The sequence below is a fragment of the bacterium genome (assembly GCA_035380285.1).
In the GTDB taxonomy this organism is placed as follows: domain Bacteria; phylum Auribacterota; class Erginobacteria; order Erginobacterales; family DAOSXE01; genus DAOSXE01.
The window spans coordinates 102,495-117,809 of record DAOSXE010000004.1; the positions used below are offsets into that span (position 1 = coordinate 102,495).

The window sequence follows — 15,315 nt, forward strand, 5'->3', positions numbered from 1 at the left end:
TTCCCTCCGGGAACGAGGGCCGCAATAAGCGTTGGCGGTCTTTCCCTCAGCCGTTAGAATATGATCGAGTTTCGCGCTCGAATCAAGACCGGAGGGGAAAGATGCTTAAGGAAAATCTGGTGGCCCTCGTCGAAACCGCGATCCGGGAGAATTGGGATCGACCCGCTCTCACCGATTACGGTCAAAGAACCGTCACCTTCTCCCAGGTGGGTCGCAGGATCAAATTCTTCCACCTTCTCTTCAAGAAATGTCAGGTCAAACGGGGCGATCATATCGCCGTCTGCGGTCCCAATTCGGTGAATTGGGCCGAAGCCTACCTCGCCGTCGTCACCTACGGAGCGACGGTGGTCCCGATCCTGACCGATTTTCAGACCGAGGATATCCACCACATCGTCAACCACTCCGAAAGTCGTTTTTTCTTTCTCACCGACGCCATCTATTCCCGGCTGGACGAGGAGATGATGCCGGCCCTGGAAGGGTTGTTTTCCTTGGACAACGAGCGCTTCGTCATCAACGGCAGCCGCTCCGTCGTCTCCGCCGTGGAATGGGCGGAGGAGGAAAGCCGTTCGCCCCGTCAAGCCCTCACCCGCGAAGAGTTCCGCCTTCCCGGGGATATCCCCAACGACGCCATCGCCGCTCTGGTCTACACCTCGGGCACCACCGGCTTTTCCAAGGGAGTGATGCTCCCTTACAACTCCCTGGTCGCCAACATCCTTTTCGGAGACGCCAACATCACCCTCCCGCAGCCGGCCCCGATCATCTCCTTCCTGCCCATGGCCCACGCTTATTCCTGCAGCTTCGAGTTCCTCTTTCCCTTTACGGTCGGGGCCCATATCACCTTTCTCGGAGTCATTCCTTCGCCCAAGATCCTGTTGGAGGCGTTCGCGGAAGTCCGTCCCTGCCTGGTGATATCGGTCCCCCTGGTGATGGAGAAGATCTTCAAGAAGCGCATCGCTCCCGTGATCAATACCGCGAAAGTCAAGCTTCTGCTCAAAACCCCGGGGATATCGTCCCTCCTGCGCCGCAAGATCAAAAAAGCGCTGCGCGAAGCCTTCGGGGGCAAATACGAGGTCATCGTCATCGGGGGCGCCGCCCTCAACCCCGAAATCGAGGAATTTTTCAGGAAAATCAAGCTTCGGTTCACCGTCGGTTACGGGATGACCGAATGCGGTCCCCTGATCTCCTACGCTCCCTGGGACGAACACCGGCCCGGTTCGGTGGGAAAGGTCGTAACCAACCTCGAGATCAAGATCGACTCCCCCTCTCCGGCGACTCAGGCGGGCGAGATCATGGTCAAGGGAGAGCACGTCATGGCGGGGTACTACAAGAATCCGACCGCCACCGACGAGGTGCTGGGCGAGGACGGCTGGCTTCGAACCGGCGATCTGGGGATAATCGACAAGGACGGATTCATCTTTATTCGGGGCCGGAGCAAGAACATGATCCTCGGTCCTTCCGGACAGAACATCTACCCCGAAGAGATCGAGAACAAGATCAACTCGATGGAATTCGTCCAGGAATCCCTGGTCATAGAATCCGAAGGCCGGCCTATCGCCCTGATCTATCCCGACTGGGAGGCGATCGACTCCCTCAAGCCCAAGCAGCAGGACCGGGAAGGTTGGCTCAACAAGGTGATGGAAAATATCAAGAAGGAAGTCAACCGCCAACTGCCCCGTTACGCCGCCATCTCCCGGGTCAAAGTACAGCCCGAGCCTTTCGAGAAGACTCCTACCCAGAAGATCAAGCGGTACCTCTACAAGATTTGACCGGGTCCCGGCCGGATCAGAAATCGTAGGCCAGCGCCAGAAGCGCCAGACGGTCTTCCCCGAAATAGTAGCGTCCCTCGATCCGGGGGAGAAAGGGAACGTCGATCCGGGCGCCGGCAAAAAAACTCAAGGGATGTTCGAGCCGGTAGTCCTTCCGCGAGGAGTCGGCGGCGTCCGAGGGCGGCGAGTCGCGGATGAGGCCGTCGTCGTAGGCTCCCCCCACGAAAGCGTCGACCACGCCCAGGTCCCATCCTCCCTTGATATCGACGCCCCAGTTGAGATAATCGACGTCCCCCGAAGAAGCCGAAGTCCGGGTCATGGAAAAACCGCCCTCGGTTCCCAGGTAAAACCCCGACCAGCGGAAGGGGGTCCAGCCCAGGCCCGCGCCCCACTCGTAGCCCCACTCGTCGTAGTCGCGGCCTCCCTGGGACGGCCGGTCGTAGACCAGGTTGGAGTAGCCGATCCGGGCGTAGAGGTTCCAGCCGCTTCCCAGGTCGAGCCGGGGCTGAATGAAGAAAAGCACCTGGCGGCAATCGTACTCGATGGAGCCGGTGACGAAGGACCGGTCCTGGTAATCCACCCCCGAGCTGATTCCGAAACCGACCGCGGCCGCCGGAGCGGGGAACGATCCCGCCCACGCGGCCGCGGCCAACGCCGCTTTTGCCATCGTCCGCATGAAGCGCTATTATAGGGGCGGTATCGGGATTGCCGGAACGCGAATTTCACAACCGGGAGGAGAAAAGTGCGCAAGCCCACCATCGTCGTCGGATCCGACCATGCCGGGTTCGGCCTCAAGCGGTACGTAATCACGCTCTTGGAGAAAGAAGGATACCGGGTCGTCGACAAGGGGACGGACGGTCCCGGAAGCGTCGATTATCCCGATTTCGCGGAAGCGGTGGGGAAGGAGATGGCTTCCCGGCCGGGAAGTCTGGGGATACTCTCCTGCGGAACCGGGATCGGAATCTCGATCGCCGCCAACAAACTGCCCGGAATCCGGGCGGCCCTGGTCCGGACTCCGCGGGAGGCGCGCTTGAGCCGGGAACACAACGACGCCAACGTATTGGTCCTACCCGGGCGCCCCTGGCGGAAAAAAAACACCGGCGCCGCCGTCCGGGCCTGGCTGAAGGCCCCCTTCGCCGGGGGAAGGCACGGGCGCCGGGTGCGGAAGATCGCGGTGCTGGAAAAGACCTACGGAGAGGAACGGCCGCCGGATTGAACCGGGCCGAACGTCCCCCGTCTTGTCCCGGCCCGGGGCGCCTGCTATAATCCCCGACCAAAACCAGATGCCCGAACCCGGGGAGACAAGAAAGATGATCGCGAAAGATTTCATATTCCGCGCGCCGAAAACGGACTTGCACGTGCACCTGGACGGCTCCATCCGCATTCCCACCCTGATCGAAATCGCCCGGCAGGAAGGGATGGAACTGCCTTCCTACACCGTGGAGGGCCTCAACGAGCTGGTTTTCAAGGAAAAATACCAGAGCCTGGGCGATTATCTGACCTGCTTCGGCTATACCTGCCGGGCCATGCAGACGCCGGAAAACCTGGAACGGGTCGCCTACGAGTTCGCCCTCGACAACCTAGCCGAAGGGGTGCGCTACTTCGAGGTCCGCTTTGCCCCCCAACTGCACATGGGGACCATGGACCTGCTCACGGTCCTGGAGAGCGTCAACCGCGGTCTCGCCCGGGCCCGGATCGAGTTCAACCGCCGCCCCGAGGTCGTTTCCGGGGCCGAGCCCGAGTTCAAGTACGGGATCATCGCCTGCGCCATGCGCATGTTCGGTCCCGTCTCCGACTACTTCCGGCAGTTCCTCGACGCCCATCCCTTCTCCAAGCCCGATCGGATCTACGCGCTGGCCGCTTACGAGTTGGCCCAGGGCGTGGTCAAGTACCGGGACCTCAACGGGCTCCCGGTCGTGGGATTCGATCTGGCCGGCCAGGAGGACGGGTACCCGGCCCACGATTACTGGAAGGCCTACCACTTTGCGCACAAGAACTTCATGCACAAGACCGTCCACGCGGGCGAGGCCTACGGCCCGGAATCGATCTTCCAGGCGATCACCGACCTGTATGCCGAGCGGATCGGGCACGGGTACTACCTCTTCGACATCAGCAAGATTTCTTCCCCCGAAATCGAGGACCGGGAAGCCTACGTCCGGGCGCTGGCCCATTATATCGCCGACAAACGGATCACGATCGAGGTCTGCCTCACCTCCAACCTGCAGACCAATCCCTCGATCGGGGATCTCGGCAACCACCAGTTCAAGAACATGCGCGCCGCCCGGCTTTCCGCCACCTTCTGCACCGACAACCGGACCGTCAGCAAAACCACCGTCACCCGGGAGATCGAGCGGGCGGTGGAAGCTTTCCGGATCACCCCCAAGGAACTCAAGGATTACATCATCTACGGGTTCAAACGCTGCTTCTTCCCCGGCCCCTACGGGGAAAAACGCGAATACGTCCGCTCGATCATCGACTACTACGACCGCCTGGCCCGGGAGTTCGGGATCGAGGAATGAGCCGGGGGGAGGGGGCCTTTCCCCCGAAAACGCCGAAAAGCCCCGGCGGGCCGCGCCCGCCGGGGCTTTTCCCGTTCCGTTTCGGCGTGTTTCAGAAACGGTAGGTGAACTCGAGCGAGGCCACGTCGATGGCGGGATCCTGGTATTCGCCGATCAGGAAGCCCTTGGCGGCGTCCTGGGAGTTGACCAGGTTGCTCTGCATGTCTTTCATGAAGATGTGCAGATAGGATGCATCCACCGTCAGGTCCTCGGTGATGTCGATCCCCACGCCCAGGGCCAGCCAGAGGCGGTTGTTGTCGGGAATGCGCGGGGTGCGGTAGTTCTTGGAGACGGGGGAGTCGTCGTACGAAGTCGCGGCCCGCAGGGTGACGGCTTGGGTAAGATACCAGTCCACGCCCAGGGCGATTCTCCAGGTATCGGACCACCGTTCCAGGGTGACCGAGTCGGGCTGGCCGCTGTCGAACTCCACCGCCAACTGGTCGAAACAGCTCCAGCCGGTCCAGGTGAGGTCGGCCATGACTTTAAAGGAGGAACCCAGCATCTGGGCGATCCCCATCGAGAGCGAGGCGGGGGTGGTCAAGTCGGCTTCCACCCCCGTGTTGACGAAGTAGTTGGACATGCCGATGGCGTCGAGAATGGCCCGGGCCTGCACGGGAACGGTGAAGTCGACGTCTCCGTCGATGGTATGGTCGATCTTGGAACGGTAGTTGATGCCGACGGAGGTGGTTTCGGTGAGCAGGAGGCAGGCTCCCAGGCTGTAGCCGATTCCCCAGTCGTCTCCGTTCATGTCGGCGTACCCGTCCAGGGTCTGGGGAATCGTTCCGGCGCCCGAGAGAATGGTCCCGAAGTCGACGGAGTTCGTCAGGGTGGCGTCGAGGTACTGGATATTGACCGCTCCGCCGACGGAGAGAAGACCGGGAATGATCTGCCAGCCGACCGCCGGACTGATATCGATGCTTTTCAGATTGGATTTGACCGCATGGTAACGCCCGACCCAGCCGCGGTCGTAGCGGGTGCTCAACCCGAAGGGCACCGTGATTCCGATCCCGGCGCTGATGTTGTCCGCGACCTTGAAGGCGGCGAAGGCGTTGGGGATGTATCCCATGGTATCGGTGGTGGAGTCGGGACCGAGCAAGGGAGTTCCGGCGGCGGTGTACGACCCCTGGTTCTCGAAATCCATCTTGATCGTGACCACGCTTAAGCCGGCCGAAACCGCGTCCCGTTCCATGAAGGCGATCCCGGCGGGGTTGTAAAAAATCGCGGCGGGATCGTCGGTTTCCGTCGTTCCTCCCGCGAAGGCTTCGCCCAGACCCTTCGCGCTCTGTTCCAAAAGCGCGAAACCCGAAGCTTGAGCTCCGGAAACCGCGATAACCAGGCCGGCCACCCCGGCAATGGTTGCGATCCAAAGATTTTTCATCGTCCGCACCTCCCGTTGGCGAATCGGTTCCGCGTGGGGCCTTTCCCCGCGGCAGACCGTTCCGAAGCTAAACCTCGACCCCGGAACCGGTCAAGGGATTATTTGGCGGCCGCGGTCCGGATCCGGTTGACGGCCCCTCCCCGGCAACGTAGTATCCGGGTAAAGGAATCGGATACGCCACCGGAGAAGAGATGTCCGCCCAGGACCGTAAAATCGTGATCGTCGGCGCCGGTTCGGTCGGCGCCAGCACCGCCTATACCCTGGTCAACAGCGGGCTCGTCGACGAACTGGTCCTGGTCGACATCAACCGGGAGCGGGCCGAAGGCGAGGTCTCCGACCTCAACCACGGGCAGGTGTTCGTCCCTCCGGTCAAGATACGCTCCGGCGGCTACGACGAATGCAGGGACGCCGCCATCATCATCGTCACCGCGGGGGCGGCGCAGAAGCCCGGGGAGACCCGTCTCGACCTCACCCGCCGCAACGCCGGCATCATCAAGGGGATCGTCGAGGAGATGAACCGCTACCTGGGCGACCAGGTGATCATCATGGTCACCAACCCGGTGGACATCCTGACCATGGTGGCGCACCGGGTCTGTTCCCTGCCCCCGCATCACATCATCGGTTCGGGCACCGCCCTCGACAGCGCCCGGTTCTCGTTTTTTCTCGCCCGGCATTGCGGCGTCGACACCCGTGACGTTCGGGCCTACGTCATCGGGGAACACGGCGACAGCGAAGTTCCGCTCTGGAGCCGCGTCAATATCGCGGGCATCTCCTTCGACGACTACTGCCATATCTGCAACCGCGACGGCTCCGACGAACTCAAGGAGGAGATCAGTCGGAAGGTCCGGGAGTCGGCCTACCACGTGATCGAGTCCAAAGGAGCGACCAACTGGGCCGTCAGCCTTTCCCTGCTCAAGGTGGCGGGGGCGATTCTGCGCTACGAGAACAGCATCCTCAGCGTCTCCACCCGCTGCTCCGGTTTTTACGGTCTCCCCGACATTTGCCTCAGCCTCCCGGTTATCCTGGACCGGGAGGGGGTCAAGCAGGTGATAGCGGGGCCGATCAGCCCGCACGAGCAGGAACAGCTGTCGGCCTCCGGACGGATCCTGCGCCAGGTCTACGAGGACCTCCACCTTTAGCTTCCCATGGGGACCGAACTCAGCAATCCGTTCAACTGGTCCAAGACCAGGATCGGCACTTTCGACGACTGCAAGCGCCGCTACTACCTGCGTTATTACCGTCACTGGGGGGGATGGGAGCCGGACGCAGACCCCCTGACCAAGGCGGCCTACCGCCTCGGCAAAATGACCACGATGCCGATCATGGTCGGCCAGGCGGTTCACGAGGTCCTGGCCCGGCATTTCCGGGCGTTGCGCAACGGCCAGCCCCGGTCCCTGGACCCGGAAGAGCCGGTGAGGATGCTCCGGCGCGTCTGGAAGGACAACCTCGACGAGAAATGGCGGCTCAATCCCAAGAAATTCCCGCCCCTCTTCGAGCTTTACTATCGGCGGGTTCCCCCTCGGGAAAAACTCCTGGGGTACGCCGAGCAGGCCCGGGGCGCCGTACGGGCCTGCCGGGAGATGCCCCTCCTGGGGCGCCTCGCTTCCCTGGCCCGGGAGGATTTCCTCTGGGTCGACACCGCCGGCGGAGCGTTCAGCGAGGCCACCCGCTTTCCGGTCGGTTCGTTCGAGGCCATCGCCAACCCCGATCTGGTGGTGAGGCTGGAGGGGGCCGTGACCGCTTTCGACTGGAAAACGGGGAAATCCCGCTCCGAGGACCGTCTGCAGTTGGAGGTGGTGGGGCTCTGGATCGACGCCCGGATCGGGTCCGCGGCCGGCGCCAGGGGAAGTCTGGTCTACCTGGGCTCGGGCGAGGTCGACACCTTCGATCTTGACGACCGCACCCGGGAACTGGCCCGGGAGACGGTGGTCAGGGACATGGAACGGATGGGCGCCTACCTCCGGGACCCCGGGGAGAACCTTCCCCTGGACATGGAACAGTTCCCGATGCAAAATAACAAAAAAATGTGCGATTACTGTCAGTTTCAAGAGATTTGTCACCCCATCAGGGAGGTTGCCGATGAATATGGCTAAGTACTTGACGTCCGCGGCCGCGGCTCTGCTGGCGTTCTTCCCCGGTTCGGGTCCGGCCCAGGCCCCCGCGCCCGCGCCAGCGCCCACGGCCGCCCCGGAACTCAGGATCATAAGCGATTTCGACTCGCCTCCCTTCTCCTACGTCGAAAACGGCGCTTCCACCGGGTTTGAATACGATCTGGGCGAGGCCATCGGCCGCGAGCTGGGCATGCCCGTCAAGTGGATCAAGCGTTCGTTCAACCTCCCCTCCTTCGGCAGCACCCTGGACACCGGCGGCGCCGATGCCGCCATGGCTTCGATTACGGTTACTCCCGACCGGGAGAAATCCTACATCTTCAGCCGTCCGTATTTCCGCACCAGCCTGGCCGCGGCCACCAAACGCGACGTGGATTGGAACTCGCTCAACTGGAAAAACGGTCTCTCCGCCGTCATCAGGGTGGGGGTGCAGCGCCGGACCACCAGCGAGGAGTGGGTGCGCAAGAACCTCAAGGCCACCCGCAAGACCTACGATTCCCCCCAGCGCCTGGAACGGGCCCTCAACAGCAACGACGTCGAAGTCATCGTCATGGACGAGGAGATCCTCAGTTACGAACTCCTGAGGCGGCAGTATAAGTTCAAGATTCAGGAAAAAGGGTTCGACGTCCAGGATTACGGGATCATGCTGGCCCGAACCAACTCCGCCCTTCAGCAGCAGATCGACGGGGCCCTGATCCGGCTGGACGAGAGCGGGGAGTACGACCGCTTGTATGAAAAATGGTTCGGCCACCTGGCCGACCTCCCCGCCAGAATCCGTCCCACCCGCGGAGACCAGGCGGCAGAGTGAAAGAAGCGCTGTTGCCGGTCGCGGTGGTCGCCGCGACGTGGGTAGCCGTGGCGGTGGTCTTGGGGATGTTCTTCCGCCGGCTGGGGCGCCGGGGGAGGGAGGGTGCGGTTCCTCCCCTGATCCGGCGCGTCCTGGTGGGAGTGGTCTGGGTCTTTTCCCTGATCGTCATACTCAAGTTCTTCTACCCCGATCTCAATCTGACCGGGCTGGTGATCGGTTCCACCGTATTCTCCGCCATCATCGGTCTGGCTCTTCAGGACATCCTCATCAATTTTCTGGCCGGCGTGGTCTTCTCGGTGGAGAAGCCGTTCCGCATCAACGATTGGGTCATGGTCGGAGGACAGGAGGGAGTGGTCACCGAGATCTCCTGGCGCACGACCAAGGTTCGGACCCGGGAGAACAACCTGGCCGTTATTCCCAACAGCGTGATCGCCCGGCAGGAGATAACCAACTACGATTACCCTTCTCCCCTCCACCGCCGGTCGGTCCGGGTGGGAGTGGATTACCGCCATCCCCCGCTTCTGGTCCGCCAGGCCCTGCTGGAGGCATCCCGGGCCGTGAGCGACGTCCTCGATTCTCCTCCTCCCGACGTCCACCTCCTCGATTTCGGCGATTTCAGCATCACCTACGAACTCAGGTACTGGCTGGCCAACTACGACCTGGTCCCGGAAACGGCTTCCCGGCTCCGTATCGAGATCTACGAAACCTTCCGCCGGATGGGGATACGGATTCCCTTCCCCATCCGCACGGTCAGGGTGGGCCGGGAACCGGCGCCGGCCGGAGTTCCCCGCCTCACCGTCGTCTCCGGGGCTCAAGCGGGAGAGGAGTTCACGATCGGCGAAGAGGCCCTCATCATCGGCCGCCAAGAAGGGAACCCGATCCGGCTGGCCGATTCCCGGGTTTCCAAGGAGCACGCCCGCGTGGTCGGGGGGGAAGAAGGGTTGCACCTGGAAGACCTCGAAAGCCGGACCGGGACCAGAGTCAACGGCCGGCCGGTGCGGCATTGGCGGTTGCAGCCCGGCGACGAGATCGAGATGGGCGGGACGAGGATGGTTTTCCGCTGCGACTGAAGACTCGGGCCGAATGGAACGGGTTATCGGACAATACCGGATTCTGGAGGAGATCGGGAAAGGGGGTACGGGAACGGTTTTCCGCGCCTGGCACACCTCCCTGAAGCGGGCGGTGGCCCTGAAGCTCCCGGTCCCCGGGGAGAAGGCCGACGCCGAGGCCCGGGCGGCGTTTCTCGAACAGGCCCGGGCGGCGGCGGCGCTCCGCCACCCTCATATCGTGGGAATCGTCGAAGTGCTCGACGACGCGGACGGGTACGGCTATTCCATGGAGTACCTGGACGGCCCCTCGCTCGACGACCTTCTGGCCGGAGGCAGCCTCGAGCCGTCTCGGGCCCTGGAAGTCTTCAGGCAAGTTTGCCGGGGGATACAGGCGGCCCACGAGTCCGGGATCGTTCACGGCGACATCAAGCCGTCCAATATCCTCTTCGACCGGGAACTGACCGGGGCGAAAGTCTCCGATTTCGGCGCCGCCCGACGGTTCCGGGCCGAGGACGGGGAGATCACCAGGGAGCACGATCGTAAAGTGCTGGGAACCCTCAACTACATGGCGCCGGAGTTGAGAGAGGGAAGGAGTTCTCCCGATCCCCGCTCGGATATCTATTCCCTGGGGGTGCTCCTCTATCGGATGCTGACCGGAAACCTGCCCCTGGGAAGTTTCCGGCTCCCCAGCCACTGCCGCCGGATGATCCCGACGGCCCTGGACCGGGTGGTGCTCCGGTGCCTGCGCAACGACCCCCGGGGGAGGTACGCGGACGTGAAGGACCTCCTGGCCGACCTCGGGGGCGAGAAGCGGCGTTTCCTGTCGGTTTCCCGGCTGCCGCGCCGCTGGCGGGCCCGGGTCTTCTGGGGCGCCGGCGCGGCGTTTCTGGCCGCCGCCGCCGCCGCCGTTTTCTACCTGGTCCGGCCTTCCCTCCAGGCCGGGCTTCCCGGGGCGGAATACGCGTTCGCCCCCGCCGACCTCAAGGCCGCTTTTTCCCGGGCGGCGCTCCTGGAGCGGGAAGGGAAGGGCCCGGAAGCTGCCCGCGAACTGGAGCGGCTGGCCCGGGCGCACCCCGGGTCCCCCCTCTCTGACCACGCGCTCTTCCGCGCCGGGGGTTTGCGGGAAAAGGAGGGCGAGTACGCGGAAGCCGCCTCCGATTACCGGGAGCTGGTGGAGACGGACCCAGCCTCCAAGCTGGCCCCCGCCGCCGTCCTGCGCCGGGCGATCATTCTCGCCGAACAGCTGGGGAAGGAGGAGGAAGCCGTCCTCCTCCTCCGCCGGGTCCGGGATTCCTGGCCGGCCGCCGCCGAGGCCCCCGAAGCCCTGTTGCGGATCGGGCTGCTCAAGGAAGGCTCGGAAGGAGGATTCTTCGAGTCCATCTTCGGCTCCGACCGCAAGGCCGTCCTCCAGTCGGCGGCGGCGGCCCTGGAAGAACTGGTCCGGGCCTACCCGCATTCCCCCCAGGCCGTGACCGCCGCCCGGGCCCTGGCCCGGGTCTACGGCCGTGACGGGCTCAACGATCCCGCCGCCGCCCGGAAGTGGGCCTCCTGGGCGCCGTGAATTCCAACGGCGTTCCCCGGTTCAGCGCCCGAATCTGAGGATCCGCTCGCGGAGCGGCGGCGGCAGCCTGTCGATCTCGCGGGCGGCCCGGTCCCGGTCTCCCATCCGGGTGAGGGCGAAAGCCAGGGCGTAGCGGGTTTTGACCATTCCCGGGTCGAGGGCCAACGCCCGCTCGTAGCAGGAGACCGCCTCGCCGAGGTCGTCGCGGTCCAGGGCCAGGTTCCCGAGGTTGGCGAGGGCGGGGGCGTAGGTCCCGTCCGCCCGGAGCGCTGCGCGGAAGGCGGTTTCCGCCCCGGCGACGTCCCCGAGTTGTTTCAGGGCCAGGCCCAGGTTGTTATGGGCCGCAGGATAGTCAGAATCCAACGCCTCGGCCCGCCTGTAGGCTGCGGCGGCCTGCCGCCATCGGCGATGGGCGGCGTAGGCGTTGCCCGCATCGAGGAGAATATCCCGTTGCCGCGCCGCGGTCCCGGAACCGGCCAGGGCCCGGGCAAAGGCCCGTTTCGCTTCCGGATACCGCTCCAGGCCCAGGAGGATCTTTCCCCGGGCGGTTTCCAGGCGCTGTTCCCAGCGGACGGCGCGGGCTTCCCCCCGGGGCGGTTCGGCGGCCGCGCGGCCGGTCAGGTCCCAGGCTTGCCGGTAATCGCCCGCCCGATAATTGATCTCGGCGGCCTGAAGTAAAAACTGGCCGGTTCCGGTTCCGGGACCGGGAATCCCCAGGAGGAAAAAGAGACCGGCCGCCAGCGCCGCGCGTCCCCCGGCCGCCGCCGCCCGTTTCCGCCGGAGCGCCCGGAAGACACCGGCCGCGGCTTCGGCGCCGAAGACCGCCAGCGCCGGAACCAGGGGGGCGCGGAGCCGATCGACCACGAAAAAGAGGGAAACCCCCAGAACCCAGGTCCCGCACAACAGGTACAGAGGAAGAAACCGCCTGCGGTCGCGGGGCGCCGCCATTCCGGCCAACCCCAGGGCGGCGATGAGCCGCCAGGACAGGATCCCCAGCGGTGGCCACCGCTCCCGGAAGAAGGCGGGGTGGTAGTTGTCGGGGTATTCGCCGCCGGAAAAGAACAGCAGGATTTTTTTCAGGGCTAGGCCCAGGAAGGAAAAGGGCCGGGAACCGATGAAGGCCAGGCCCTCTCTCCACCAGTACGCGGAACTCTGGCCCGGATCGAGCGGCCTCCCGCCGCGGCGGACCGCCTCCGCCCGGAAGTCTTCGTGCATCAGCTCGGGCAGCGCCCGGGCGAATTCGGGGATATTCCCGACCCCGGCCGCGCCGGCGCGGTTGCCGATATAGAAATTTTCTCCGGAGTGCGCGGGAACCAGGGGAGCCCCCGCTCCGGGCCCGAGGAAGAAAAGGGCGGGAACGACGATCGTTCCCGCGGCCAGCGCCGCCAGGGCCCGGGCTTTCCGGCCGGGAGCGGCCGCGGCGGCCAGGAAGGCCGCCGCCGGTACCAGGGTTCCCCGGGCCAGGAACCCGGCCCCGACCGCGAGTCCGGCGGCGAACCAGGCTCCGGTCGAGCCGGTTCGGGCCGCGGTTGCCAGGGCCGCCGCCGCCGCCGCCAGGCAGAAAACTTCCAGGGTGACGGGAAGCAGCCAGGCTTCGTAGAAGACCAGGATCCCGGCTCCGGCGCAGATCGCCGCCGCGGCCAGGCCGACCGCCGTTCCCGCCGTTTCCCGGCCGGTCTTCCAGGCCAGCAGGCAGGTGAGAACCCCGAGGCCGGCCTGAGCCGCCCGGGCGGGAAGGGCGATCGAGCCGAATATCCTCAGGCAGAGGGAAAGCAGGTAGGGATAGAGGGGATTCCCGGCGAAGCCGGCGGGGCTTCCGCCTCCGCCCCAGGCCAGGGATTCGGCCCAGGAGAGGTAGTAGCCCGCGTCCAGGGAGGGGACGGAAAGGTAAGGGGTCCCGGCCAGGGACTTCAACCAGGCCGCCCGGAAAACGGCTCCCAGCGCCAGGACCGCCAGGACGATCCATCTTTCCCGGTTTCGGTTCATGCGCTACATTGTACCATGAACCGTCGGCGGCCGGGACGGCCGCGGGCGGAGGTACGGATCCGGTGACGCTCAAGCCAGAAACCTTGTATTTTCGCGGGGCCGAACTCATCGACGGGACCGGCGCTCCGCCCCGTCGGGCCGGCGTTTTAGTCGGGGAAGGGAAGATCCTGGGTTTCCCCGGCGCCGCTCCCCCCGGGGCCCGGACGGTCGCCGCCGAGGGCCGCTGGCTCGTACCCGGATTCGTGGACGTCCATTCTCATTCTGATTTCTGGCTGCTGCGCGACGGGGGCGCCGAGGGAAAGATCCTGCAGGGGGTGACCACCGAAGTGGTGGGCAACTGCGGCTCCTCCGCCTTTCCCCTGGCCGGGGAACGTCTGCGGAGGGTCCGGGACCAGAACCCCGACCTGGACCCGGATTTCCGGGACCTGGCCGGCTACCGCCGCGCCCTCTCCGAGGGGGGCATCGCCGTCAACCTCGCGTCGTTCACCGGGCAGGGAAACCTGCGGGGTTCGGTGGTCGGTTACGCCGCCCGCCCCGCCGCCGCCGCCGAGCGCCGGCGCATGCTCGGGCTGCTGGAGGCGAGTTTCGAGGAAGGCAGCCGGGGAATATCCACCGGGATGCCCTATCCCCCCGGCGCGTATACTCCGGGCGACGAGCTGGTGGAGGTGCTGGCGGCGACGGGCCGGGCGGAGAGGCTGTGGTCGACGCACCTGGCCAGCGAGTCGGACCGGCTGCTGGAGTCGCTGGAGGCGTCTATCTCCCTGGCCGAGCGCTGCGGGGTACGCCTTCTGGTTTCCCATCTCAAAGCCGGCGGCCGCTCCAACTGGGAGAAGCTGCCCCGGGCCCTGGAGGCGATCGCGACCGCCCGGGACCGGGGCCTGCGCGTCGCCTGCGACCGTTATCCCTACACCGCCGGCTGCACCGACCTGGACATCCTGCTGCCGGCCTGGGCCTGGGAGGGGGGGGAAGCGGCGGAACTGGAGCGTTTGCGCGACCCGCTCGCCCGCCGCCGCCTGGCCGAAGCCGTCGGGGAGAAGGACTGGGATAACGTCGTCGTCGCCTCGGCGCCCGGCCCGGACGAAGACCGCCTCCGGGGCCGCAGCCTCGCGTCCCTGGCGTCCGAGCGCGGGAGCGCTCCGGTGGAAACGCTCCTGGACCTTTTGGTCGAGCGGGAGTTGCGGGTGGAGGCATATTTTTTCGGGATGTCGGAGGAGAACATGGACCTGGTCCTCTCCAGCCCCTTCTGCTTCGTCGCGTCCGACGCCTCGGCCCGGCCTCTTCTTCCCGGCGCGGGGGAGGGGGCTCCCCACCCCCGCGCTTTCGGGACCTTCAGCCGGTTTCTGGAGCGCTACGTCTTTTCCGGCCGGCTCGCTCCCCAGGAGGCGATCGCCCGGATGACTTCGGGCCCCGCCGCCTGGGCCGGCTTGCAAGACCGGGGGAGGCTCCTCCCCGGGGGCCCCGCCGACCTGGTGCTCCTCGATCCACGGCGGTTCCGGGACCGGGCCGACTACGACCGCCCCCGCCGCCCTCCCCGGGGGATCGACCTGGTCATGGTCAACGGCGTGACGGTGGCGCAGGAAGGAAAGTGCACCGGCGCCCGCCCCGGCCGCTTCCTGGGGGAGTAGAGGGGCGAGGGTTCAGGGTTCGGGGTTCAGGCCCTCTACCTCGGCCCCTAGAGATTTCTGCACCTGATTACTCTGATTAACTCTGATTGGGGGAAGAATTCAGAATACAGTATTCAGAATTCAGTAGCCCCCCACCACGGCCTCTGAAACATTGTCACATGTAGGCATGTAGGACATGTAGGGGGAGGGAGAAGATAGATGGGCCACGGCATGTTTCCTCCTGAACCCTGAACCCTGACCCGTGACCCCTTATTGCACCTGATTTCTCTGATTAACTCTGATTGGGGGAAGGGAGAACCACGGACCTGCCTGCGGCAGGCAGGCCTGCCTGCCGGCAGATAGGTCTGTGGACTGATCCCTTCCTGAACCCTGAACCCTGAACCCGCTTCTTCCCCCCCTTCATGGACTTCATGGTCGAGAAAGCATAGAGCATGGAGCATAGAGAAAAACCCCTCTGCCACGGCCCCCTTGGGGCT

The 15,315-nt window shown here is 65.1% G+C and carries 12 protein-coding genes; 9 read left to right on the forward strand and 3 right to left on the reverse strand.

The annotated features are described in order from the left end of the window. Positions 1 to 101: 101 nt before the first annotated feature. Complete coding sequence (locus PLZ73_02620; GenBank protein ID HOO76762.1) at positions 102 to 1,766, forward strand: AMP-binding protein; 1,665 nt, start codon at positions 102 to 104, stop codon at positions 1,764 to 1,766. 16 nt (positions 1,767 to 1,782) lie between these two features. On the opposite strand, the gene PLZ73_02625 is transcribed toward PLZ73_02620, so the two are convergent. Beyond that, positions 1,783 to 2,442, reverse strand: a complete 660-nt coding sequence (locus PLZ73_02625) for a hypothetical protein (GenBank protein HOO76763.1) — start codon at positions 2,440 to 2,442, stop codon at positions 1,783 to 1,785. 66 nt (positions 2,443 to 2,508) lie between these two features. Here PLZ73_02625 and rpiB point away from each other — a divergent pair, with 66 nt between their 5' ends. Together rpiB and PLZ73_02635 are read left to right on the forward strand one after the other, a co-directional pair. Further along, on the forward strand, positions 2,509 to 2,982 hold the full coding sequence (rpiB, locus tag PLZ73_02630; protein ID HOO76764.1) for a ribose 5-phosphate isomerase B: 474 nt from the start codon (positions 2,509 to 2,511) through the stop codon (positions 2,980 to 2,982). Between the two features lie 94 nt (positions 2,983 to 3,076). Then, complete coding sequence (locus tag PLZ73_02635) at positions 3,077 to 4,285, forward strand: adenosine deaminase family protein (protein HOO76765.1); 1,209 nt, start codon at positions 3,077 to 3,079, stop codon at positions 4,283 to 4,285. 91 nt (positions 4,286 to 4,376) lie between these two features. On the opposite strand, the gene PLZ73_02640 is transcribed toward PLZ73_02635, so the two are convergent. Next, complete coding sequence (locus tag PLZ73_02640) at positions 4,377 to 5,702, reverse strand: outer membrane protein transport protein (protein ID HOO76766.1); 1,326 nt, start codon at positions 5,700 to 5,702, stop codon at positions 4,377 to 4,379. A gap of 191 nt (positions 5,703 to 5,893) precedes the next feature. Here PLZ73_02640 and PLZ73_02645 point away from each other — a divergent pair, with 191 nt between their 5' ends. Genes PLZ73_02645 through PLZ73_02665 form a run of 5 tightly spaced genes read left to right on the forward strand, consistent with a single transcriptional unit; the run spans position 5,894 to position 11,228 of the window. After that, a complete protein-coding gene (locus PLZ73_02645; protein HOO76767.1) occupies positions 5,894 to 6,841 on the forward strand; it encodes an L-lactate dehydrogenase in 948 nt (315 codons plus the stop codon). Positions 6,842 to 6,847: 6 nt separating this feature from the next. After that, positions 6,848 to 7,795 (forward strand): PD-(D/E)XK nuclease family protein, encoded by a 948-nt coding sequence (locus PLZ73_02650; protein HOO76768.1) that lies wholly within the window; start codon positions 6,848 to 6,850, stop codon positions 7,793 to 7,795. Beyond that, positions 7,782 to 8,618 (forward strand): ABC transporter substrate-binding protein, encoded by an 837-nt coding sequence (locus PLZ73_02655; protein ID HOO76769.1) that lies wholly within the window; start codon positions 7,782 to 7,784, stop codon positions 8,616 to 8,618. Before PLZ73_02650 ends, PLZ73_02655 begins: the two co-directional genes overlap by 14 nt. Continuing rightward, a complete protein-coding gene (locus PLZ73_02660; protein HOO76770.1) occupies positions 8,615 to 9,688 on the forward strand; it encodes a mechanosensitive ion channel in 1,074 nt (357 codons plus the stop codon). Before PLZ73_02655 ends, PLZ73_02660 begins: the two co-directional genes overlap by 4 nt. Before the next feature lie 13 nt (positions 9,689 to 9,701). Further along, entirely contained in the window at positions 9,702 to 11,228 is a 1,527-nt protein-coding gene (locus tag PLZ73_02665) for a protein kinase (protein HOO76771.1), read from the forward strand. 21 nt (positions 11,229 to 11,249) lie between these two features. On the opposite strand, the gene PLZ73_02670 is transcribed toward PLZ73_02665, so the two are convergent. Then, entirely contained in the window at positions 11,250 to 13,214 is a 1,965-nt protein-coding gene (locus PLZ73_02670; GenBank protein HOO76772.1) for a tetratricopeptide repeat protein, read from the reverse strand. A 62-nt stretch (positions 13,215 to 13,276) separates the two neighbouring features. Here PLZ73_02670 and PLZ73_02675 point away from each other — a divergent pair, with 62 nt between their 5' ends. After that, positions 13,277 to 14,839, forward strand: coding sequence for an amidohydrolase family protein (locus tag PLZ73_02675; protein ID HOO76773.1), 1,563 nt, complete (start codon positions 13,277 to 13,279; stop codon positions 14,837 to 14,839). Positions 14,840 to 15,315 lie beyond the last annotated feature (476 nt).